Source organism: Azospirillum sp. UENF 112521 (assembly GCF_058780665.1).
Genome location: NZ_JBSNCI010000005.1, coordinates 786,075 through 806,888, shown reverse-complemented (window position 1 = coordinate 806,888; position 20,814 = coordinate 786,075). Strand labels below are relative to the sequence as shown.

18 protein-coding genes are annotated in these 20,814 nt (G+C 66.5%); 12 read left to right on the top strand and 6 right to left on the bottom strand.

The window, feature by feature from the left end; genetic code table 11:
- Positions 1 to 5: 5 nt before the first annotated feature.
- The 9 genes from ACWPN8_RS28340 (at position 6) to ACWPN8_RS28300 (ending at position 8,115) form a co-directional block, all read left to right on the top strand.
- Positions 6 to 1,040 (top strand): hypothetical protein, encoded by a 1,035-nt coding sequence (locus tag ACWPN8_RS28340; protein ID WP_492243163.1) that lies wholly within the window; start codon positions 6 to 8, stop codon positions 1,038 to 1,040.
- A 313-nt stretch (positions 1,041 to 1,353) separates the two neighbouring features.
- Positions 1,354 to 1,824 carry an SUF system Fe-S cluster assembly regulator gene (locus ACWPN8_RS28335; RefSeq protein WP_109451845.1) on the top strand — a complete coding sequence of 157 codons (471 nt, stop codon included), beginning with the start codon at positions 1,354 to 1,356 and terminating at the stop codon, positions 1,822 to 1,824.
- Positions 1,825 to 1,869: 45 nt separating this feature from the next.
- The gene (gene sufB / locus ACWPN8_RS28330; protein WP_109451843.1) at positions 1,870 to 3,354 is read left to right on the top strand and encodes a Fe-S cluster assembly protein SufB; all 1,485 of its coding nucleotides are present in this window, start codon (positions 1,870 to 1,872) and stop codon (positions 3,352 to 3,354) included.
- 80 nt (positions 3,355 to 3,434) lie between these two features.
- Positions 3,435 to 4,187 carry a Fe-S cluster assembly ATPase SufC gene (gene sufC / locus ACWPN8_RS28325; RefSeq protein ID WP_098738189.1) on the top strand — a complete coding sequence of 251 codons (753 nt, stop codon included), beginning with the start codon at positions 3,435 to 3,437 and terminating at the stop codon, positions 4,185 to 4,187.
- Complete coding sequence (sufD, locus tag ACWPN8_RS28320; RefSeq protein WP_247873322.1) at positions 4,187 to 5,554, top strand: Fe-S cluster assembly protein SufD; 1,368 nt, start codon at positions 4,187 to 4,189, stop codon at positions 5,552 to 5,554. Before sufC ends, sufD begins: the two co-directional genes overlap by 1 nt.
- Before the next feature lie 2 nt (positions 5,555 to 5,556).
- A complete protein-coding gene (locus ACWPN8_RS28315) occupies positions 5,557 to 6,819 on the top strand; it encodes an aminotransferase class V-fold PLP-dependent enzyme (RefSeq protein WP_492243162.1) in 1,263 nt (420 codons plus the stop codon).
- Positions 6,816 to 7,283: a Fe-S cluster assembly sulfur transfer protein SufU gene (gene sufU, locus ACWPN8_RS28310; protein ID WP_098738187.1), complete on the top strand. Its 468-nt coding sequence runs from the start codon at positions 6,816 to 6,818 to the stop codon at positions 7,281 to 7,283. Before ACWPN8_RS28315 ends, sufU begins: the two co-directional genes overlap by 4 nt.
- A 15-nt stretch (positions 7,284 to 7,298) precedes the next feature.
- Complete coding sequence (locus ACWPN8_RS28305) at positions 7,299 to 7,748, top strand: iron-sulfur cluster assembly protein (protein WP_109451839.1); 450 nt, start codon at positions 7,299 to 7,301, stop codon at positions 7,746 to 7,748.
- A 22-nt stretch (positions 7,749 to 7,770) separates the two neighbouring features.
- Positions 7,771 to 8,115, top strand: a complete 345-nt coding sequence (locus ACWPN8_RS28300; protein ID WP_098738185.1) for a HesB/IscA family protein — start codon at positions 7,771 to 7,773, stop codon at positions 8,113 to 8,115.
- Between the two features lie 160 nt (positions 8,116 to 8,275).
- Here the strand turns inward: ACWPN8_RS28300 and ACWPN8_RS28295 are convergent, their stop codons facing one another.
- Both ACWPN8_RS28295 and hmuQ read right to left on the bottom strand, forming a co-directional pair.
- Complete coding sequence (locus ACWPN8_RS28295) at positions 8,276 to 9,169, bottom strand: pirin family protein (RefSeq protein ID WP_492243161.1); 894 nt, start codon at positions 9,167 to 9,169, stop codon at positions 8,276 to 8,278.
- A gap of 34 nt (positions 9,170 to 9,203) precedes the next feature.
- On the bottom strand, positions 9,204 to 9,530 hold the full coding sequence (gene hmuQ, locus ACWPN8_RS28290) for a heme-degrading protein HmuQ (RefSeq protein WP_098738183.1): 327 nt from the start codon (positions 9,528 to 9,530) through the stop codon (positions 9,204 to 9,206).
- Positions 9,531 to 10,103: 573 nt separating this feature from the next.
- Between hmuQ and ACWPN8_RS28285 the strand changes: the two genes are divergently transcribed.
- Positions 10,104 to 13,058 carry an EAL domain-containing protein gene (locus ACWPN8_RS28285; RefSeq protein WP_492243160.1) on the top strand — a complete coding sequence of 985 codons (2,955 nt, stop codon included), beginning with the start codon at positions 10,104 to 10,106 and terminating at the stop codon, positions 13,056 to 13,058.
- Between the two features lie 24 nt (positions 13,059 to 13,082).
- On the opposite strand, the gene ACWPN8_RS28280 is transcribed toward ACWPN8_RS28285, so the two are convergent.
- Entirely contained in the window at positions 13,083 to 14,192 is a 1,110-nt protein-coding gene (locus ACWPN8_RS28280) for a branched-chain amino acid ABC transporter substrate-binding protein (RefSeq protein ID WP_109453316.1), read from the bottom strand.
- Between the two features lie 235 nt (positions 14,193 to 14,427).
- On the opposite strand from ACWPN8_RS28280, the gene ACWPN8_RS28275 reads away from it, so the two are divergent.
- Complete coding sequence (locus ACWPN8_RS28275) at positions 14,428 to 15,327, top strand: MBL fold metallo-hydrolase (protein ID WP_492243159.1); 900 nt, start codon at positions 14,428 to 14,430, stop codon at positions 15,325 to 15,327.
- Positions 15,328 to 15,413: 86 nt separating this feature from the next.
- On the opposite strand, the gene acnB is transcribed toward ACWPN8_RS28275, so the two are convergent.
- Both acnB and rraA read right to left on the bottom strand, forming a co-directional pair.
- Entirely contained in the window at positions 15,414 to 18,005 is a 2,592-nt protein-coding gene (gene acnB / locus ACWPN8_RS28270) for a bifunctional aconitate hydratase 2/2-methylisocitrate dehydratase (RefSeq protein ID WP_492243158.1), read from the bottom strand.
- 202 nt (positions 18,006 to 18,207) lie between these two features.
- Positions 18,208 to 18,738 (bottom strand): ribonuclease E activity regulator RraA, encoded by a 531-nt coding sequence (gene rraA, locus ACWPN8_RS28265; protein WP_492243157.1) that lies wholly within the window; start codon positions 18,736 to 18,738, stop codon positions 18,208 to 18,210.
- Between the two features lie 206 nt (positions 18,739 to 18,944).
- Here rraA and ACWPN8_RS28260 point away from each other — a divergent pair, with 206 nt between their 5' ends.
- Positions 18,945 to 19,319 (top strand): hypothetical protein, encoded by a 375-nt coding sequence (locus tag ACWPN8_RS28260; protein WP_109451827.1) that lies wholly within the window; start codon positions 18,945 to 18,947, stop codon positions 19,317 to 19,319.
- Positions 19,320 to 19,764: 445 nt separating this feature from the next.
- Here ACWPN8_RS28260 and ACWPN8_RS28255 read toward each other — a convergent pair whose 3' ends face one another.
- Positions 19,765 to 20,625, bottom strand: coding sequence for a MurR/RpiR family transcriptional regulator (locus ACWPN8_RS28255; RefSeq protein WP_492243156.1), 861 nt, complete (start codon positions 20,623 to 20,625; stop codon positions 19,765 to 19,767).
- Positions 20,626 to 20,814: the final 189 nt, after the last annotated feature.

Genomic DNA, 20,814 nt, shown 5'->3' with positions numbered 1-20,814 from the left:
GGCCGATGACGGACGACGAACGTCAATCGAAGGATCTCGACGCCCTGGAGGGCGACATCCGCGCCAGCCGCGCGCGCATCGGCGGCACCGTCGATGCGCTGCGCGACCGGACATCCCGTCTGCGCGACAGTCTGACGCGGTGGTCTCCCCAAACCCTGATGGAGAATTCCATGAAGCACACCTATTCGCCGTCGACGCCGGACACCCCGTCCCAGCGCGCCAACCTGCACCGGACCGACCGTTACGAAAGCGGCCAGACCGTCCATTACAATCGCCGGCAGTCCCAGTCCTCCGGGTCTGTGCTGGACAGCGTCACCAGCAACCCGATCCCGCTGGCGCTGGTCGGCATCGGTCTGGGCTGGCTGGCCCTGTCCAGCACCGGCTACGACCGCCGCATCGCCCGCTCCAGCACGGTCCGCAACGCCCGACACCGCGTGGGCGACGCCGTGGACTATGCCCGCGAAACGCTGAGCGATGCCGGCGAGAGCGTCCGCAATGCCGCCAGCTCGGCCTATGACAGCGCCTCGGGTGCGGTCAGCTCCGCCTACGACAGCGCGTCCGGGACCGTCAGCGGCATGATGGGCGGTTCGGACAACGACCCTGTGTCGGGCCACGTATCCGGCCGGGGCGACCTCCACACCCAGCGCCAGTCGCAGGGCTATGTCAGCCGCGGCGTGTCGCGCCTGTCCTCCATGGCACCGTCGACCGACCATCTGCGCCACCGCGCGCACGATATGTCGACCGGCTTCTGGGACCTCGTCGAGGACCATCCCATCGTCGCCGGCGCCATGGGCGTGGCGCTGGGTGCGGCCATCGGCGCCGCCCTGCCCGGCACCCGCTATGAGAAGCAGTGGGTCGGCGACTATGCTGACGAGGCGACCGAGCGGGCCAAGGCCATCGCCATGGACGCGCTGGACCGCGGCACCCGCGCCGCCCAGGCGGCCGCCAATACGGTGGTCGAGTTGGCCAAGGAGGACGTCCGTGACGTCGTCACCGAAGCCACCAACGCCGCCCGCGAAGAGGTGAAGAAGCCGGGCTGATCCCCGCTTCCTTCGCCACCCGGACCGACCCCGCGCCGCCCACGGCGCGGGGTTTTCCGCATTGGGGGGTCTTTTGCCACCCTGCGGCAAACCGCCGCATCGCGTCCCCCGACCTGCGGCTTCGCTGTAGCCTGGGGACGAGCGCCACGCTATAACCAAGCGGTGTTGACGGGTATTGCCGGCACATCAGCCATGCAAACCCGCGAAAGCCGCGGAAATCCTGCACTTTTATCGACAAACGCCCCTTGCCCCCCGGAGCAATCAGGACTAAATTGGTCCTGTATTGGAAACCGGGGTGAAACGGGGTGTGGGCATGATCCGGCTGAGCAAGCTGACCGACTATGCCATCGTCGTGCTGAGCGAGATGGCGCGCCAGGTCGGCACGGTCCATACCGTCGCCCATCTTGCCGACCGCACCGGCGTTCCCGCTCCCACCGTCGCCAAGCTGATGAAGGCGATGACACCGGCCGGGCTCACCACCTCGCAGCGCGGTGCCGCCGGCGGTTATGCGCTGAGCCGGCCGGCCGATGCAATCTCCATCGCGGAAATCATCACGGCGCTCGACGGTCCCATCGCGCTGACCGCCTGCGTCGACGGCGCCGACAGCCAGTGCGGGGTGGAGCAACTTTGCCCCATGCGCGGCGGTTGGGAAAAGGTGAACCGCGCCATCCGCAACGCGCTGGAGGAGGTGTCGCTGGCCGACATGATGGTCCCGATCACCTTCCCGGCTCCCGCAGCCGCAACGAATTCCACAGCCGCCCAGCCGGCCCGCCCTGCGCACTGAACGGCGCGCACCGAACAGCATTCTTGAGAAGGACGAGGCAAAGCCATGGCCGCCCAACCGGAAACCGTCGAGCAGGTCCGCGCCGTCACGGAGCAGAAGTACAAGTACGGCTTCACGACCGACATCGAGGCCGACGTCGCGCCGAAGGGCCTGAACGAGGACATCGTCCGCTTCATCTCCGCCAAGAAGGAGGAGCCGGAGTGGCTGCTGGACTGGCGCTTGAAGGCGTTCCGCGTCTGGCAGACGATGGAGGAGCCGCAGTGGGCCGCCGTCAGCTTCCCGCCCATCGACTATCAGGACGCGCATTACTATGCGGCGCCGAAGAAGAAGGCTGGGCCGAAATCGCTGGACGAGGTCGATCCCGAACTGCTGAAGACCTACGAGAAGCTGGGCATCCCGCTGCGTGAGCAGGAGATCCTGGCCGGCGTCGAAGGGTCGGAGGGCAAGAGCCCGGCCATCGCCGTGGACGCCGTGTTCGACAGCGTGTCGGTCGCCACCACCTTCAAGGCGAAGCTGGAGGAGATGGGCATCATCTTCTGCGCGATCTCCGAGGCGGTGCAGAAGCACCCGGAGCTGGTGAAGAAGTATCTCGGCTCGGTGGTGCCCTACACCGACAACTACTATGCGACGCTGAACTGCGCGGTCTTCACCGACGGCAGCTTCGTCTACATCCCCAAGGGCGTGCGCTGCCCGATGGAGCTATCCACATATTTCCGCATCAACCAGGCCAACACCGGCCAGTTCGAGCGGACGCTGATCATCGCCGACGAAGGCGCCTATGTCAGCTATCTGGAAGGCTGCACGGCGCCCCAGCGCGACGAGAACCAGTTGCATGCCGCGGTGGTCGAGCTGGTGGCGATGGACGACGCGACGATCAAGTACTCGACCGTCCAGAACTGGTACCCCGGCAATGCCGAAGGCGTCGGCGGCATCTACAACTTCGTCACCAAGCGCGGCGCCTGCCGCGGCAAGAACTCCAAGATCTCCTGGACGCAGGTCGAGACCGGCTCGGCGATCACCTGGAAGTATCCGAGCTGCATCCTGCAGGGCGACAATTCGGTGGGCGAGTTCTATTCGGTCGCCATCACCAACAACTTCCAGCAGGCCGACACCGGCACCAAGATGATCCACATCGGCAAGAACACCCGCTCGACGATCGTGTCGAAGGGCATCTCGGCCGGCAAGGCGCAGCAGACCTACCGCGGCCTCGTGAAGATCCTGCCGAAGGCGGAGGGTGCGCGCAACCACACCCAGTGCGACAGCCTGCTGATCGGCGACCAGTGCGGCGCCCACACGGTTCCCTACATCGAGAGCCGCAACCGCTCCGCCCGCATCGAGCATGAGGCGACGACGGCCAAGATCAGCGAGGACCAGCTGTTCTACTGCCGCCAGCGCGGCATCTCGGAAGAGGACGCGGTGTCGCTGATCGTCAACGGCTTCTGCAAGGAGGTCCTGAAGGAACTCCCCATGGAATTCGCCGTGGAGGCGCAGAAGCTGGTGGGCATCAGCCTGGAAGGCAGCGTGGGCTAAGGGCGCGTCCCACCCACCGAAGAGAACGTGAAGACCGGACGGCGTGCCGGCGGCCTGAAGAAGACAAAGAGGCAAAGACGATGATCGAAATCAAGAACCTGCACGCCACCGTGGACGGCAAGGAAATCCTCAAGGGCGTCGACCTGACCATCCGCCCGGGCGAGGTCCATGCCATCATGGGGCCGAACGGCGCCGGCAAGAGCACCATGTCCTACGTGCTGGCCGGCCGCGACGGCTACGAGGTCACTGAGGGCTCGGTCACCTATTACGGCAAGGACCTGCTGGCGATGGAGCCGGAAGAGCGGGCGGCCGAGGGCGTCTTCCTGGCTTTCCAGTATCCGGTCGAAATCCCCGGCGTCGGCAACACCACCTTCCTGAAGACCGCGATCAACGCCATCCGCAAGCATCGCGGCGAGAAGGAACTCGACGCCATGCAGTTCCTGAAGCTGATCCGCGAGAAGACCAAGGCGCTCGGCATGTCGGACGAGATGCTGAAGCGCGCGGTCAATGTCGGCTTCTCCGGCGGTGAGAAGAAGCGCAACGAGACGCTGCAGATGGCGGTGCTGGAACCGAAATTCGCCATCCTCGACGAGACCGACAGCGGCCTCGACATCGACGCGCTGAAGATCGTCGCCGAGGGCGTCAACGCCCTGCGCTCGCCGGAGCGCTCGATGCTGGTCATCACGCACTACCAGCGCCTGCTCGACTACATCGTTCCCGATCATGTCCATGTGCTGGCCGCCGGCCGCATCGTCAAGTCGGGCGGCAAGGAACTGGCGCTGGAGTTGGAGAAGAACGGCTACCGCGACTTCGGCGCGAGCGAGGCAGCGTGATGACGGCCAACCACTCTCCTCTCCATCCGATGACCTACTCGACGCGCGGCGCCGATCCGGCGACGGCGCCGGCCCTCCTGGCACCGCTCGATCAGGTCGGCGCCGGCCTGCCCGGCAGCGGCCTGTCCTGGCTGACCGATCTGCGCGCCGTCGGCCGCGAGCGCTTCGCCGCCGTCGGCCTGCCGACGATCAAAAACGAGAGCTGGCGCTACACCAACCTGCGCGACCTCGCCAAGACCAGCTTCCAGCCGGCCGCCCCGGCGGCGGCGGCCATTGACCTGCTGCCGACCGTGAGGGCCGAGGGGCAGGACGGTCCGCGTCTGGTCTTCGTCGACGGCCGTTTCCGCGGCGACCTGTCGTCGGTCGAGGGCCTGCCGCCGGGCGTGGAACTGCTGAGCATCGCCGCTGCCCTGACCAGCCACACCGACCTGCTGGCCGACCATATCGGCCGTCTCGCCGCGGCGGACGACCGTCCGCTGGTGGCGCTGAACAGCGCCTATCTCGCCGACGGTCCCGTCCTGCATGTGCCGGCCGGCGTCCAGGTCGAACGCCCCATCGAGCTGGTCTTCGTCTCGGTCGGGTCGGAGGTGCAGGCGACCTCCTGCCACCCGCGCAGCCTGCTGATCGCGGAAGCGGGCTCCAAGGCGGTGGTGGTCGAACATCATGTCGGCCGCGGCACCGGCACCACGCTGGCCAATCACGTCACCGAGGTCTTCGTCGGCGAGGGCGCCACCCTGCACCATTACAAGTCGCAGCGTGACGGCGGCGGCGCCATCCACCTGTCGCACATCGCGGCGACGGTGGCGACCGGCGGCTGCTACGACAACTTCATCCTGACCACGGGCGCGAAGCTGTCGCGCAACGAGGTGGTCAGCCGCCTCGACGGCACCGACGCCCGCACCCATGTCAGCGGCGGCTATCTGGTCCGCGGCACCCAGCATGCCGACACCACCACGCTGATCGTCCACGCCCAGCCCAACGGCACCAGCCGCGAGGTCTACAAGGGCGTCATCGACGACACCGCCCGTGCGGTGTTCCAGGGCAAGATCACCGTCTGCCCCGGCGCGCAGAAGACCGACGGCTACCAGTTGAACCGCGCCCTGCTGCTGTCCGACGGGGCCGAGATCGACAGCAAGCCGGAACTGGAAATCCATGCCGACGACGTGAAGTGCAGCCATGGCTGCACCGCGGGTGAGCTGGACGACGACGCGCTGTTCTACCTGCGCGCCCGCGGCATCGACCGCGACACCGCCCAGGGCCTTCTGATCGGCGCCTTCCTGTCGGAATCCCTTGGGGAAATCGCCGAAGAGTCGATCCGCGACGCCTTCCAGGGGATCGTGGCCGGCTGGCTGGAGGAGCAGAAGTAACCATGTCCGATGCCATCCTGAACCAAGCCTACGACGTGCAGCGGGTGCGGGAGGATTTCCCCATCCTCGCCCGCAGCGTCCACGCCAGGAAGGGAAAGCCCGGCAAGCCGCTGGTCTATCTGGACAGCGGGGCGTCCGCCCAGAAGCCGCGTCAGGTCATCCAGGCCATGACCCGCTTCCTGGAGGAGGATTATTCCAACATCCACCGCGGCGTCCATTTCCTGTCGCAGACCGCGACCGACCAGTTCGAGGCGGTGCGCACCAAGGTCGCGCGCTTCCTGAACGCGCCGAACGACCGCTGCATCGTCTTCACCCGCAGCTCGACCGAGGCGATCAACCTCGTGGCCTCCAGCTATGGCCGCACCTTCCTGACCGAAGGCGACGAGGTCATCCTGTCGATCATGGAGCATCACGCGAACATCGTTCCGTGGCAGCTGCTCCAGGCCGAGAAGAAGATCGTCATCAAGGTCGTGCCCTGCGACGAGGACGGCGTCCTCGACATGGACGCCTACCGCAGCCTGCTGTCCGACCGCACGAAGCTGGTGGCGATCACCCACTGCTCCAACGTGCTGGGCACCGTCACCCCGGCGAAGACCATCGCCAGGCTGGCGCATGAGCGCGGCGTGCCCGTCCTGTTCGACGGCAGCCAGGCGGTGGTGCATGGCACGGTCGACGTGCAGGACATCGATGCCGACTTCTACGTCTTCACCGCGCACAAGCTGTATGGCCCGACCGGCCTCGGCGTGCTCTACGGCAAGTACGACCTCCTGAAGAAGATGCCGCCCTACCAGGGCGGCGGCGACATGATCGAGAGCGTCAGCTTCGACAGCACCACCTTCAAGGCGCCGCCGTCGCGCTTCGAGGCCGGCACGCCGCCGATCACCGAGGTGATCGGGCTGGGCGCCGCCATCGATTATGTCGAGGCTCTCGGCCGCGACGCCATCGCCGCGCACGAGCACGACCTGCTGCAATACGCCACCCAGCAGCTGTCGCAGATCGACGGGCTGCGCATCGTCGGCACCGCGCCCGGCAAGGGGCCGATCGTCTCCTTCGCGCTGGAGGGTGTGCACCCGCACGACGTCGGCACCATCGTCGACCAGTATGGCGTCGCCGTGCGCGTCGGCCGCCATTGCGCCGAGCCGCTGGCCGAGCGGTTCGGCGTCGGACCGACCGTCCGCGCCTCCTTCGGCCTCTACAACACCCGGGAGGAAGCCGACGCCCTCGTCCAATCCCTCCAGGCGGTCAAGGAGTTCTTCGGAGCATGATGGACGATCTGCGCGAGCTGTATCAGGAAGTGATCCTGGACCATGGCAAGCATCCCCGCAACTTCCGCCATCCCGACGACGCCAACCGCGAGGCGAAGGGCGAGAACCCGATGTGCGGCGACCGCTTCATGGTCTATCTGACCCTGAAGGACGGGGTGGTCGACGACGTGGCCTTCCAGGGCCGCGGCTGCGCCATTTCCACCGCCAGCGCCTCGATGATGACGGAGCTGGTGCATGGCAAGACGGCGGCGGAAGCGGAAAAGCTGTTCCACGCCTTCCACGAGCTGTGCACCCAGGACGAGCCCGACATCCCCGAGGGTGTCGACGACGAGACGATGGAAAAGCTGATGGTGATGTCCGGCGTGCGCCAGTTCCCGGTGCGGGTGAAGTGCGCGACCCTGGCCTGGCACGCCATGAACGCGGCACTCCACGGCGAGGCTTCGGCCTCCAGCGACCAGTTTTGACGGAAGGGGATCGACATGCCCGATGAAGCCCTGACCCAGCGCCCGATGGCTCCCAATCCGGCCGAAGCCGAGGCGCAGTTGAAGGCCGACGCTGCAAGCGAGGCTCCGGAATCCAAGGACTTCGCCCCGATGCCCCAGCCGCCCGAGGGCTACGACCCGCGGGAGGAGATCATGGATCGCGTCGTGGCGGCCATCAAGACCTGCTACGACCCGGAAATCCCGGTCGACATCTGGGAACTGGGGCTGATCTACCGTGTGGACATGGATGGCCAGCGCAATGTCGAGATTGATATGACGCTGACCAGCCCCATGTGTCCGGTGGCCGGCGAACTGCCCGAGCAGGTCCGTCAGGCCGTTCTGGGCGTCGAGGACGTCAACGAGGTCAAGATCGAGCTGGTGTGGGAGCCCCCGTGGCACCAGGGCATGATGTCCGAGGAAGCCCGCCTGCAACTGGATATGTTCTGAGCCGCATTAGGAGACCGTCACCATGGCCCGCCCCCTGCCCAAGGCGCTCACGATCACCGACGCCGCCGCGGAGCGCGTCAAGGCGCTGATGTCCAAGGCCACCGACGACATGGTCGGCCTGCGCATCGGCGTGAAGGCGCGCGGCTGCTCCGGCCTCAGCTACGACGTTCAGTATGCCAAGGAAAAGATGAAATTCGACGAGGTGGTGGAGGACAAGGGCGTCACCATCCTGATCGACCCCGCCGCCGTCATGTTCCTGATCGGCAGCGAGATGGACTATGTCGACGACAAGTTCCAGACCGGCTTCGTCTTCAAGAATCCGAACGAGAAGGGCCGCTGCGGCTGCGGCGAGAGCTTCCACGTCTGACCCCAGATCGCCCTCTCCCGCCCCTTAGTCCCCTCTTCCCCCCCGGGGAGAGGGTTAGGGTGAGGGGGGCGCACTGCGTGCCGTACCCGAGAATCCTCCCCATGCCTCCCCCTCACCCCGCCCCTCTCCCCAGGGGGGAGAGGGAGAATTGGGTTCCCCCTCACGACATCGGATTCGCCGGCGGCTTCGGCATCTCCGGCAGCGGGATAAACTCGCCGTTGTCGAGGTCCGGCAGCTTCATCCGCCCGGCCCGCCAGTCCGCCTTTGCCTGCTCGATCCGCTCCTTCGACGAGGACACGAAGTTCCAGTCGATGAAGCGCTGCCCCAGCGGCTCGCCGCCGACCGCCATCACAATGGCCGGCGTCGCGGCGGTCAGCTCCGCCGGATGGCCGGGCGCGAAGACGATCATCCGCCCAGCCTCGAACCGCTGCCCCTCCGCCTCCACAGCGCCCGCCACCACATAGGCCGCGCGCTGCCATCCGTCCTCCGGCAAGGCGACGCGGGCGCCGGGGGCGAGATCCCAATGGATGTAGAACAGCGGCGAATGGGTCTTCACCCCAGTCCTGGCGCCGAACGCCTCGCCCGACACCAGCCGGCCGCGCACGCCGCCCTCCTCGAACAGCGGCAGGTCGCCGGTGCCGTAATGGGCAAAGGCCGGGTCGGTCTCCTCATCGGCTTCGGGCAGCGCGACCCAGGCCTGGATGCCGTGCATCGTCCCGCCCTCCATCCGGGCACGCTCGAAGCGTTCGGAATGGGTGATGCCGCGCCCGGCGGTCATCCAGTTCACCTCGCCCGGCCGGATCGGCTGTTCGGAGCCCACGCTGTCGCGGTGCATGATCTCGCCCTCGAACAGGTAGGTCACGGTGGACAGGCCGATGTGCGGGTGGGGACGCACATCGACGTCGCGGGGAAGGCCGGGCTGGAAATCGACCGGCCCCATATGGTCGAAGAAGACGAAGGGGCCGACCATCCGCCGTTGGACGAAGGGCAGAACCCGCCCCACCTCGAAACCGCCAAGGCTTTTGCGGCGCTGCTCGATCACCAAATCCAGCATGGGTCTTCCTCCCGACAATTGAGGCTTGTTTCGTTCAGGCGTTCGGATCGCGCGGCACGGTCTGGATGACCTCGAACCCTTCGAATTCCGGCGGCCCGACATAAAGCGGCTTGCGGGCGCCGGCATTGCCATGGGCGTTGCGGAACGCCTCCGACCGCGTCCAGCCTTGGAAAGCGCCTTCGGATTCCCAAACCGTGTGAGAGGAGTAGAGTCGGTGATCGTCCCGGTCGGGCCCGCGCAGCATGTGGAATTCGACGAAGCCCGGCACCTTGTGCAGATGCACCTCGCGGTTCAGCCAGACCTCCTCGAATTCCTGCTCGGCCCCATGGCGGACCTTGAAACGGTTCATCGCGATGAACATGCGGCATTCCTTATCAAGCGTGGTCGACAGGCCCGACCCGGTCGAGGATAGAGGTTGGCGGCACCGCGGGGCAATCGACCTGACGCGCCGTCCCTCTTGATTGCGCCGCGTGGGACCTGAGGCGTCAAACCCTGGGCGCCGAGTCCGGAAATTTCTCAATCAGATCAGAGTCTTGCTGCCCGTTTTTTGTAAGTGCCCACATGCGCTCCGACCGATGAGATACAATGCGCACGCCTCCCCTATTCCGGAGAAGCCGCCATGCACGTTCTCCGCAAGCTCTTCGCGATCCCCACCCGCCCTATCTCCACACGGCCCATCTCCACGCGGCCCGGATGCGTTGAACAGTGGAACAGCACCCGAAATCTGTTTCACGGTGTTCCAAGCGTCCGGTTCGGTAGGGGTTGTCCGCGTATGGACCCCTAATGCCGTTAAGCTCTAATATACGCAAAAGAGGTACAAGGTCGGCGGGGGCGGGTGATCGATCCAGTGGCCGGGGGGAGCGAAATGACCGCAACAGTCCCAAAACAGACGGGGACGGTGCAAGGCCGTGCCAAGCCCCCCGGTGCCATCGGCATGCTCGTTACCCTCTCCGTTCCCTTTCTGCTCGTGCTTCAGGGCGCCCGTGTGCCGGGGTCGGTGGAGTTGGCCCATTACCTGCCGCTGCACACCTTCTTTGAAACCTTCGCCATCTCAGTCGCCACCCTGATCTTCGCCATTGGCTGGCACTCCCGGAACGATGACACCCCGCGGGCCCTGCTGGTTCTTTCCACCTGCTTCCTCGGCGTGGCGCTGCTCGATTTCGGGCATATGTTGTCCTTTACCGGCATGCCCGACTTCGTGACGCCGGCCGGCCCGGAAAAGGCCATCGCCTTCTGGCTCGGCGCCCGGCTGATGGCGGCGCTGGCCCTGCTGATGGCGGCCGTCCTTCCCTGGACGGCTGAAGCGGGGAACTCGGCGGCCTTGCGCTATCCGCTGGTCGTCGGGGTGCTGCTGTCGTGCGCCGCGATCTTCTGGGCGGTGCTGTGGCACCCCGACCTGCTGCCGCGCACCTATGTGGACGGGGAAGGGCTGACGCCGCTGAAGGTTGCGGCCGAATATCTGCTGGTCCTTCTCTATGCCGGGACCGCAGTGATCTTCTACCGTCGCCGGCGCACCGCGCTCACCCTCGACGTCCACCGCATGGTGATCGCCGCCATCGCCATCGCGATCAGCGAGCTGTGCTTTACGCTTTACCTCAGCGTCTACGATCTCGCGAACATGGCAGGCCACGTCTACAAGGTCATCGGCTACTGGTATCTGTACCGCGCGGTGTTCGTGACTGCGGTGCATCACCCCTATGACGCCCTGCACCAGTCGGAGCGCGACCTCTGGCGGGAAAAGGAGCAGGCCCGCGTCACCCTGCTGTCCATCGGCGACGGGCTGATCGCGACCGACACCGCCGGCCGCGTCAGCCTGATGAACCCGGTGGCGGAGCGGCTGACCGGCTGGACCTTGGGCGAGGCCGCCGGCCGGCCGGTGACCGAGGTGTTCGACATCGAGAATGCTGAGACGGGGCAGCGGGTGCCGGTGCCGGTCGAGCAGGTGCTGAAGAACGGCGACATGGTCGGCCTTGCCAACCACACCGTTCTGGTGGCGTGCGATGGAACCCGCAGCCACATCGCCGACATGGCCTCGCCCATCCGCGACCGGGACGGCACGCTGCACGGCGTCGTCATGGTCTTCCAGGATGTGACAGAGACCTATGCCAGCCGCGAGGCGCTGAAGGACAGCCTGTCGCTGAACACCGGCATCCTCGAAAGCGCCGCCTGCGGCATCATCGCCACCACGCTGGACGGCGTCGTCCGTGTCTTCAACCGCGAGGCGGAGCGCATCTTCGGCTACCCCGCGGCGGAGATGATCGGCAGCCCCGACCTGCCGCGCCTCTATGACCCGGACGAACTGCGCGTCCACGCCGACGGGCTGTCCATCGAACTCGACCGTCCGGTCAAGGCGGATTTCGCGGCGCTGGTCGCCCACACCCGGTGCAGCGGCCGGCCCGAGTCCGGCGAATGGACCGGAGTGCGCAAGGGCGGCGCCCGCATCTCGATTTCCACCGTCACCAGCGTGCTGCGCGACAGCGGCGGCGCGGTCCGCGGCTATCTGACCGTGGTGATGGACGTCACCGAGCGGAAGCAGGCGGAGCGGCAGATCGAAAATCTCGCCTTCTACGACCCGCTGACCAACCTGCCGAACCGGCGCCTGCTGATGGAGCATCTCGACGTCCATCTGCGGGCGGCCCGACTGGGCGCACGCTGTGGTGCGCTGATGTTCCTCGATCTGGACGACTTCAAGGGGCTGAACGACGCCCGCGGCCACATCGTCGGCGATATGCTGCTGCGCGAACTGGCGGCGCGGCTCAACGCCACCCTGCGCAAGGGCGATCTGGTCTGCCGGCTGAGCGGCGACGAGTTCGTCATCCTGCTGCCCGACCTCGCCGCCACGCTGGAGGAGACGACCGCCATCGCCTCGCGGGTGGCGGAAAAGCTCCGGCTGGCGGTGGCCCAGCCCTTCCAGCTCGACTGCTGCGAGCACAGCATCTTCGCCAGCATCGGCCTGACCGTCTTCCCCAAGACCCCGGACGAGTCGGTTGAGGATCTGCTGAAGCAGGCGGACACCGCCATGTATGCCGCCAAGGATGGCGGGCGGAACACCATCCGAGACTATGACCCCGCCATGCTGATCGAGGCCCAGGCCCGCCTGCTGCTGCTCCAGGATTTGCGCAAGGCGGTCGACGCCGGGGAATTCACCCTATTCCTGCAACCGCAGACCAGCGCCGACGGCACGCTGGTGGCGGCGGAAGCGCTGATCCGCTGGCATCATCCGCAACGCGGCTTCGTCGCCCCAGGCGCCTTCATCGCGGCGGCGGAGGAGTCCGGCCTGATCCTGCCGATCGGCGATTGGGTCCTGATGGAGGCCTGCCATGTGCTTCGCCGTCTGGCCGATGCCGGCAGCGACTGCCACCTGTCGGTCAACATCAGCCCGCGCCAGTTCCGTCAGCCGAATTTTTGCGCCGGCGTCATCGCCGCTCTGCGCGCCACCCGGACCGACCCGCGCCGCCTTATGCTGGAGATCACCGAAGGCATCGCGGTCGGCGACTGCGCCGACACCGTCGCCAAGATGTCGGAGCTTGCCGCTCTCGGCATCTCCTTCTCGCTGGACGATTTCGGCACCGGCTTTTCGTCGCTGTCCTACCTGAAGCAGTTGCCGGTGCGGGAAATCAAGATCGACCGCTCCTTCGTCCAGGATGTCGACAGCAACAGCCACAATGCGGTTCTGGTGGAAACGATGCTGTCGATTGCCAGCCGCCTTGGCCTGAAGGTTGTGGCGGAAGGGGTGGAAACCGCGGCCGAGCGGGACTTTCTGGAGGATCGCGGCTGCGCGGTTTTCCAGGGCTATTACTTCGGACGCCCGATGCCCGTCGAAGACTTCATCACAAAATACATGATAGCTCAGGAAATTTTGGAAATAGAAGAGCCGGCCCACGCATGATGGCGGGCCGGCTCCCTGCCCTGGTTACTTCTGGGCCACCATCTTGGGCTGACCGTTGTTCCAGACATACATGACGTAGTTCGGCTTGGTAATGTCGCCCTTCTTGTCGAACTCCACCGAACCGACGACGGTGTCATAGCTGCCGGAATGCAGGGTCTTCGCCAGCTTCCCGCTGTCCGTGCTGCCGGCCTTCTGGAGCCCTTCGGCGATCACCTGGACCGCGGCATAGCTGTAGAAGGCGAAGTTGCCCGGCTCCGGCAGGCCAGCCTTCTTGAAGGAGGCGATCAGCTCCTGCGCCTTCGGATCGCTGGCCGCCGACGCGCTGTCGGTGTAGAGCGTGCCCTCGCCGGCCGGGCCGGTGATCGACCAGTATTCCTGGTTGTTGAGCCCGTCGCCGGCGATGAACTGCGGCTTCATCCCCTGTTCCTGCGCCTGACGGACGATCAGGCCCAGTTCCGGATGGTAGCCGCCATAGTAGACGGCATCGATGTTCTTGTCCTTCAGGCTGGTGATCAGCGCCGAGAAGTCCTTTTCACCCGCCGTGACCGACCCGCGATAGGCCACCTTGCCGCCGGCCTTTTCCAGCGTTTCCACCACGACGTCGGCCAACCCCTTGCCGTAGGCCTGCTTGTCGTCCAGCACCGCGACGTTCTTGCCCTTGAAGGTCTGGGCCAGATAGGTGCCGGCAACCACGCCCTGCTGGTCGTCGCGGCCGCAGACGCGGAAGATGTTGGGATGGCCCTTGGCGGTCAGCAGCGGGTTGGTGGCGGTCGGAGTGACCATCACCACGCCTTCCTCCTGGTAGACGTCGGCCGCCGGGATGCTGGCGCCGGAGCAGAGATGGCCGACCACCGCCGTCACCTTCTCGCGCACGAACTGGTTGGCGACGGCCACCGCCTGACGCGGGTCGCAGGCATCGTCGCCCACCTTCAGCACCAGCTTCTGCCCCAGCACGCCGCCCTTGGCGTTGATGTCCGCGACCGCCTGCTTGGCTCCGTACACCGACTGCTCGCCCAGCGCCGCGACCGGGCCGGTCGTTGCCGTGCCCAGGCCGATCACGATGTCGGCCTGCGCCGTGCCGAAGCCGGCCAGCAGTGCCGTCGCGCTGACGAAGGAAAGGACGGTGAGACGCATGATTGGTTCTCCCAGGATGACCATTTTGTGCCGGACCATCTCCGCCGGCCACGGCATGTTTCCTTTTCTGACCGATACGACAGGATTTTGAAAGCGCGATCATGGGTTTCGCAGCGCTCCGACGAGAACCGCGACCGTTCGCCGCCATCGCCAGATTGGGCAATGTGAAGCCGGAAAACAGGACAACTGCAGCCCCCTGCTGTTGTCCAAGGACATAGGTGGGAGAGTGACAGCCATGGCCTCGCAGATTCCCTTGTCGGAGGACAGCAGCGCAATCGATCCGGCGCTCGACGCGCTGCGCAACGACCACACGCACGAGATCGCACCCGACCTCGCCTATCGGCGGCTCGGCATCGTCAATGTGGTGTTCTGGGGACCGCCGGGAGCCGGCGACGGCGGCTGGGTGCTGATCGACGCGGGGTTGCCGGGCACCAAGGGCTTCATCCGCGCCGCCGCGACGGAACGGTTCGGCCGTGATGCCAGACCCGCCGCCATCGTCCTGACCCATGGCCACTTCGACCATGTCGGGGTTTTGGAGGATCTGGCGGAGGAATGGGACGCTCCGGTCTACGCCCACCCGCTGGAGCACCCCTATTTGAACGGTCGGGCCGCCTACCCGCCCGGCGACCCGTCGGTCGGCGGCGGCGCGATGGCGGCGCTGGCCCGCTTCTACCCGCGCAAGCCGGTGGATGTCGGGTCGCGCCTGCGTGCCTTGCCTGAGGACGGGTCGGTGCCGGAAATGCCGGGCTGGCGCTGGATCCACACGCCGGGGCACAGCGTCGGCCATGTCTCCTTCTGGCGGGAGCGGGACCGCTCGATGATCGTCGGCGACGCCTTTGTCACCACGGGGCAGGAATTGGCCTATGCCGTCGCGGTGCAGCGGGCGGAGATGCACGGCCCGCCAATGTACTTCACCGTCGAATGGGATAAGGCACGGGAGTCGGTCGCCCAGTTGGCGGCCTTGGACCCCGAACTGGTCATCACCGGACACGGCGAGCCGATGCAGGGAGCCGAGATGTGCGCCGCCCTCCATCGCCTCGCCGACGAGTTCGACAACATCGCCATCCCACGGCAGGGCATTTATCTGGAAAAGCCGGCCCGCGCAGAGGACCGAAGCGCCTATCGCGCGCCCTAACCTCTACTTCCTTCAATGCCGGCAAGAAAAACCCCCGCCGGATCGCTCCGGCGGGGGTTTCCTTTACCGACTGCTGCTTGCGGCCATCAGGCCGGAACGGCGACCTTGTCCGCGACTTCCTGGAAGGCCGGGATCTGGTCGAAGTTCATGTAGCGGTAGATGTCGCCAGCCGACTTGTTCACCACGCCGACCTGCGCCAGATACTCCTCGGTGGTCGGGATCTTGCCCAGCAGCGCCGCGACGGCGGCCAGTTCGGCCGACGACAGGTAGACGCGGGTGTCGATGCCCAGACGGTTCGGGAAGTTGCGGGTCGAAGTCGAGACGGCGGTCGAGCCCTTGCGGACCTGCGCCTGGTTGCCCATGCACAAGCTGCAGCCGGGCATCTCCATGCGGGCGCCGGCCTTGCCGAGGGTGGCGTAGTAGCCCTCCTCGGTCAGCATCATCGCGTCCATCTTCGTCGGCGGGGCGATCCACAGGCGGGTCGGGATGTCCGAGTTCCCGTTCAGGATCTTACCGGCGGCGCGGAAGTGGCCGATGTTGGTCATGCAGGAGCCGATGAACACCTCGTCGATCTTGTCGCCGGCGACCTCGGACAGCGTCTTCACGTCGTCCGGATCGTTCGGGCAAGCCAGGATCGGCTCCTTGATGTCGGCCAGATCGATCTCGATCACCGCCGCATAGTCGGCGTCGGCGTCGGGACGCAGCAGTTGCGGATCGGCGATCCACGTCTCCATCGCCTTGATGCGGCGCTCCAGGGTGCGCGCATCGGCGTACCCGTTGGCGATCATCCACTTCATCAGCGTGATGTTGGAGGTCATGTACTCGATGATCGGCTCCTTGTTCAGGAGCACGGTGCAGCCCGCCGCCGAACGCTCGGCCGAGGCGTCGGTCAGCTCGAACGCCTGCTCGACCTTCAGGTCCGGCAGACCTTCGATCTCCAGCACGCGGCCGGAGAAGATGTTCTTCTTGCCCTTCTTTTCGACCGTCAGCAGGCCGGCCTTGATCGCATAGAGCGGGATGGCGTTGACGAGGTCACGCAGGGTGACGCCCGGCTGCATCTCTCCCTTGAAGCGGACCAGCACCGATTCCGGCATGTCCAGCGGCATCACGCCGGTGGCGGCGGCGAAGGCGACCAGACCGGAACCGGCCGGGAAGCTGATGCCGATCGGGAAGCGGGTGTGGCTGTCGCCGCCGGTGCCGACGGTGTCCGGCAACAGCAGGCGGTTCAGCCAGGAGTGGATGACGCCGTCGCCCGGACGCAGGGCCACACCGCCGCGGGTAGAGATGAAGTCCGGCAGCTCGTGGTGGGTCTTGACGTCCACCAGCTTCGGATAGGCGGCGGTGTGGCAGAAGGACTGCATGACCAGATCGGCCGAGAAACCCAGGCAGGCCAGGTCCTTCAGCTCGTCGCGGGTCATCGGGCCGGTGGTGTCCTGCGACCCGACCGTCGTCATCTTCGGCTCGCAATAGGTGCCCGGACGGACGCCCTTGCCTTCCGGCAGACCGCAGGCGCGGCCGACCATCTTCTGGGCCAGGGTATAGCCCTTGCCGGTGTCGGCCGGGGAGGCCGGCTGGCGGAACAGCTCCGACGCCGGAAGGCCGAGCGCCTCGCGGGCCCGCGCGGTCAGGCCGCGGCCGATGATCAGCGGAATGCGGCCGCCGGCACGCACCTCGTCGAAGATCACCTCGGAGCGCACGGTGAACTCGGCGATGACCTCGCCGTTCTTCAGCGCCTTGCCCTCATAGGGGCGCAGCTCGATGACGTCGCCCATCTCCATCTTGTTGACGTCGAGTTCGATGGGCAGGGCGCCGGCGTCTTCCATGGTGTTGAAGAAGATCGGGGCGATCTTGGTGCCGAGGCAGACGCCGCCGAACCGCTTGTTCGGGACAAACGGGATGTCCTCGCCGGTGAACCACAGCACCGAGTTGGTGGCGGACTTGCGCGAGGAGCCGGTGCCGACCACGTCGCCGACATAGGCGATCAGGTTGCCCTTCTTCTGCAGCTCGGCCAGCTGCTTGGTCGGACCGCGCTGGCCCGCCTCGTCGGCTTCGATGCCCGGACGCGGGTTCTTCAGCATGGCGAGCGCGTGCAGCGGGATGTCCGGGCGGCTCCAGGCGTCGGGGGCCGGCGACAGGTCGTCGGTGTTGGTCTCGCCCGACACCTTGAAGACGGTCAGCGTCATCGACGCCGGGACTTCCGGACGCGAGGTGAACCACTCGGCATCGGCCCAGGACTGCAGCACCGACTTGGCGTTGGCGTTGCCCTTGTCGGCCAGTTCCTTGACGTCGTGGAAGAAGTCGAAGACCAGCAGGGTCTTCTTCAGGCCTTCCGCCGCGGCGCTGCCGCACTCGGCGTCCGACAGCAGGTCGATCATCGGCTGGACGTTGAAGCCGCCGAGCATGGTGCCCAGCAGTTCGGTGGCCTTGACCTTGGAGATCAGCGGCGAGCTGTCGGCGCCCTTGGCGACGGCGGCCAGGAAGCCGGCCTTGACGCGGGCGGCATCGTCGACGCCGGCCGGAACGCGGTGGGTGATGAGGTCGAGAAGGAAGGCCTCCTCACCAGCCGGCGGGGCCTTCAGCAGGTCGATCAGCTCCGACGTTTGCTTCGCGGTCAGGGGCAGGGCCGGGATTCCGAGGGCGGCGCGTTCGGCCGCGTGCTGGCGGTAGGCTTCGAGCACGGCAGGGTTCCTCATAAATGAAAGGCCGGCCCTTGGATGGGAACCGTGAGACGGCCCGCTTGAACTCAGGTCGGGTTTATATGCCTGCTTAAATGAAAGTGCAAGGGGGCGCCCCGCTTACGTGAAGCGGACAGGACGAAGCTGCCATTCTTTTTGCACTGGTATTACCGGCGCTTGGTATGACCACTTCGTCTTCCCCGCTTTACTTCAGCGCGGCCGCCTGCTCCGGCGTCAGCAGCACGATGCCGTCCTCGTCGGCAAACAGGATGTCGCCCGGCCGGACGGCGGCGCCCGGCAGGTCTACGGCCACGTCGACCAGCCCCTGGTCGCTGCGGGTGGAGGCCCGCGGGATCGACGCCAGCGCCTTGATGCCGAGCGGCAGGGCCGCCAGTTCGGCCACGTCGCGGACGCAGCCCCAGATCACCACGCCGGCCCAGCCGTTCTTCACCGCCGACGCGGCGATCATGTCGCCCATCAGGGCGCAGCGCAGGCTGCCGGCGCCGTCCACCACCAGAACGCGGCCGGCACCGGGGGTTGCCAGCAGCTCCTTGACGCGGGAATTGTCCTCCAGGCACTTCACGGTGACGACCGCACCGGTGAAGCAGGTGACGGCGCCGAAGTCGCGGAAGCCCGGCAGGACATAGCGGGCGTCGTCCTTGAAGCGGTCGAACAGGTCGCAGGTGGGGGTGAATGGGGCGGCGGTCTGGATGGCGGCGCTCTGGTCAATCGTCATGGGGCTTCGCACTCCACAGCGTGAACGGTACGGGGACTTTCTCGCCCCCCTCTTGCGCCAAAGGTAGGCGGGAGGCAAGGGCCGCGCGCCGCGATGGCGGCAGGTCGGCGAACGTGACGCAGGAGACTTGCCGAACGTGCAATCGACGCCGGCGCAACCGCACCCATATTTCCGATAAGACGAAGAAAACGGATGGTGCCTTCCCGATGAAAACGCCGAACTTCGTGGCTTTCGCCGCAGCCGGTGCGCTGACGATGCTGGTCTCCGCCTGCGCCTCCACCCTCTCGCCGCCGCCGGTGGCGCAGCCCGATCCGGCGCTGCTTTCGGTCATCAACAGCAACGTGACCAACGACTGCAACCCGCAGACCGCCGCGGTGCTGACCGGCATTGGCCTGCCCGCGAGCAACGTCCGCGGCGTGAATTACGGCATCTATCGCGACGAATACCGCGACAAGATCGTCCGCTGGGATGCCTGGGTGTATCTGAAGGACCAGCCGGGCTCGCTGGTGGTGACGCTCGACGAGGATTGCCGGCCGATCCAGGTCTATGCCCGCGAAGGGGCGAAGCTGCCGGGCAGGTGATGCGATGGCCGTCCAGGCCTGGGGATGGAACGGCGTGAAACAGGTTTCCGGCGTCCGTTCCATACCCGGGCCGTTGCCCGCCCGGGACAGACTCCAGCCGGAACGGTGGAACAGCGTGGAACAGGACCCCGCCTGTCGTTCCATGTCGCACCGCGTCCTATCGGGCCCTGCCCCTGGTTGCGACAGGGCCTCGCCGGGACGGTGGAACGGCGTGAGACAGTTCCCCGGCTGTCGTTCCATCCGCTCGGGCGAACCGGCCCAATCGGCGGCGGTCTGACTGTCGAGCGGCATGGCGGGCCTCCGTGAATGGGTTCGACCTGCCACAGCTTATAGGACTTCCATCCTTTTTCGGGGTTTTTGTCGAATTGCCCGGCTTGCGGCTCCGGTCCGCAAAAACCTCTGACCTGTCTTAACTATCCCCCTGCCGCTTGGACTGCGTTGCCGCCTAACGCTCCGACACATGGGCATCCACGGCACGGTCGTGGCGCTTCAACCGCTCCTGAAGCGTGTCGCCCATGCGCAGGGCGACGGCGATGGACAGGATGTCGCCCAGCACCAGATGGGCGATGCGCACGGTCATCGGCGAGTGGATGTCGAAATCGTCGGCCACGTCGGCGACGAGGCTGACCGTCGCCATGTCGGCGAGCGGCGACCCGGAGCGGGTCAGGGCCACCACGTCGGCCCCGGCCTTGCGGGCGTTCTGCACGGCATCGAGGATGTCGCGGGTGCGGCCGGTGCTGGACACCGCAACCACGGCATCGCCCTTCGCCAGGGTCAGGGCCGAGGCGAAATAGACGTGGGAGTCGGTGTAGGCGACGGTCGGCATGCCCAGCCGGAAGAACTTGCGCTGGATGTCCTCCGCCACCGTGCCGGAGTTGCCGGAGCCGTAGAACTCGATCCGCCGGGCCGAGGCCAGCACGTCGGCGGCGCGGTCCACCGCGTCGGCCGGCAGGTTGTTGCGCACCTGCATCAGCGTGGCGATGGTGCGGTCGAACAGCTTGCCGGCCAGCACCGCCCCCGGCACGCCCCCATCCGCATCGAGCTCCCCGCCCACCGACAGGTCCTGATGCAGGAACGGCATGCCGCCGGCGATGTCCTGCGCCAGCTTGATCTTGAATTCCCGGAAGCCGCGGCAGCCCAGCGCCGCGCAGAAGCGCGCCACCGTCGGCTCGCTCACCCCGACCCGGTCGGCCAGTTCGGCCATGGACAGGTTGATGACGTCGCCCGGATGGGCCATCGCATAGTCGGCCAGCTTGCGTTCCGAAGGCCGGATCTGGTCGCGGACGGCGGCGATTCTCGCCAGCATGTGGGGGACGCTCCCTTCTGATTTCGGGTCAGCCTAGCACATGTAGCAAAGCTACATATACAGCGCTGCGAACGACCGATTCCGTCGCGGGTGCGGCCTCTCCTTTCCGAGCGTTTCCAACCGCTCCAGCCCTGCCCTGCGACAAAATGCCGGGCCTGTCCGCCTTGTCCGGAAGCCCGTCCGGGAGTA

Coding starts and splice junctions, on each gene's coding strand:
- ACWPN8_RS28340 (WP_492243163.1), top strand. CDS start 6: ATGACGGACGACGAACGTCAATCGAAGGATCTCGACGCCCTGGAGGGC.
- ACWPN8_RS28335 (WP_109451845.1), top strand. CDS start 1,354: ATGATCCGGCTGAGCAAGCTGACCGACTATGCCATCGTCGTGCTGAGC.
- sufB (WP_109451843.1), top strand. CDS start 1,870: ATGGCCGCCCAACCGGAAACCGTCGAGCAGGTCCGCGCCGTCACGGAG.
- sufC (WP_098738189.1), top strand. CDS start 3,435: ATGATCGAAATCAAGAACCTGCACGCCACCGTGGACGGCAAGGAAATC.
- sufD (WP_247873322.1), top strand. CDS start 4,187: ATGACGGCCAACCACTCTCCTCTCCATCCGATGACCTACTCGACGCGC.
- ACWPN8_RS28315 (WP_492243162.1), top strand. CDS start 5,557: ATGTCCGATGCCATCCTGAACCAAGCCTACGACGTGCAGCGGGTGCGG.
- sufU (WP_098738187.1), top strand. CDS start 6,816: ATGATGGACGATCTGCGCGAGCTGTATCAGGAAGTGATCCTGGACCAT.
- ACWPN8_RS28305 (WP_109451839.1), top strand. CDS start 7,299: ATGCCCGATGAAGCCCTGACCCAGCGCCCGATGGCTCCCAATCCGGCC.
- ACWPN8_RS28300 (WP_098738185.1), top strand. CDS start 7,771: ATGGCCCGCCCCCTGCCCAAGGCGCTCACGATCACCGACGCCGCCGCG.
- ACWPN8_RS28295 (WP_492243161.1), bottom strand. CDS start 9,169: ATGCTGGATTTGGTGATCGAGCAGCGCCGCAAAAGCCTTGGCGGTTTC.
- hmuQ (WP_098738183.1), bottom strand. CDS start 9,530: ATGTTCATCGCGATGAACCGTTTCAAGGTCCGCCATGGGGCCGAGCAG.
- ACWPN8_RS28285 (WP_492243160.1), top strand. CDS start 10,104: ATGCTCGTTACCCTCTCCGTTCCCTTTCTGCTCGTGCTTCAGGGCGCC.
- ACWPN8_RS28280 (WP_109453316.1), bottom strand. CDS start 14,192: ATGCGTCTCACCGTCCTTTCCTTCGTCAGCGCGACGGCACTGCTGGCC.
- ACWPN8_RS28275 (WP_492243159.1), top strand. CDS start 14,428: ATGGCCTCGCAGATTCCCTTGTCGGAGGACAGCAGCGCAATCGATCCG.
- rraA (WP_492243157.1), bottom strand. CDS start 18,738: ATGACGATTGACCAGAGCGCCGCCATCCAGACCGCCGCCCCATTCACC.
- ACWPN8_RS28260 (WP_109451827.1), top strand. CDS start 18,945: ATGAAAACGCCGAACTTCGTGGCTTTCGCCGCAGCCGGTGCGCTGACG.
- ACWPN8_RS28255 (WP_492243156.1), bottom strand. CDS start 20,625: ATGCTGGCGAGAATCGCCGCCGTCCGCGACCAGATCCGGCCTTCGGAA.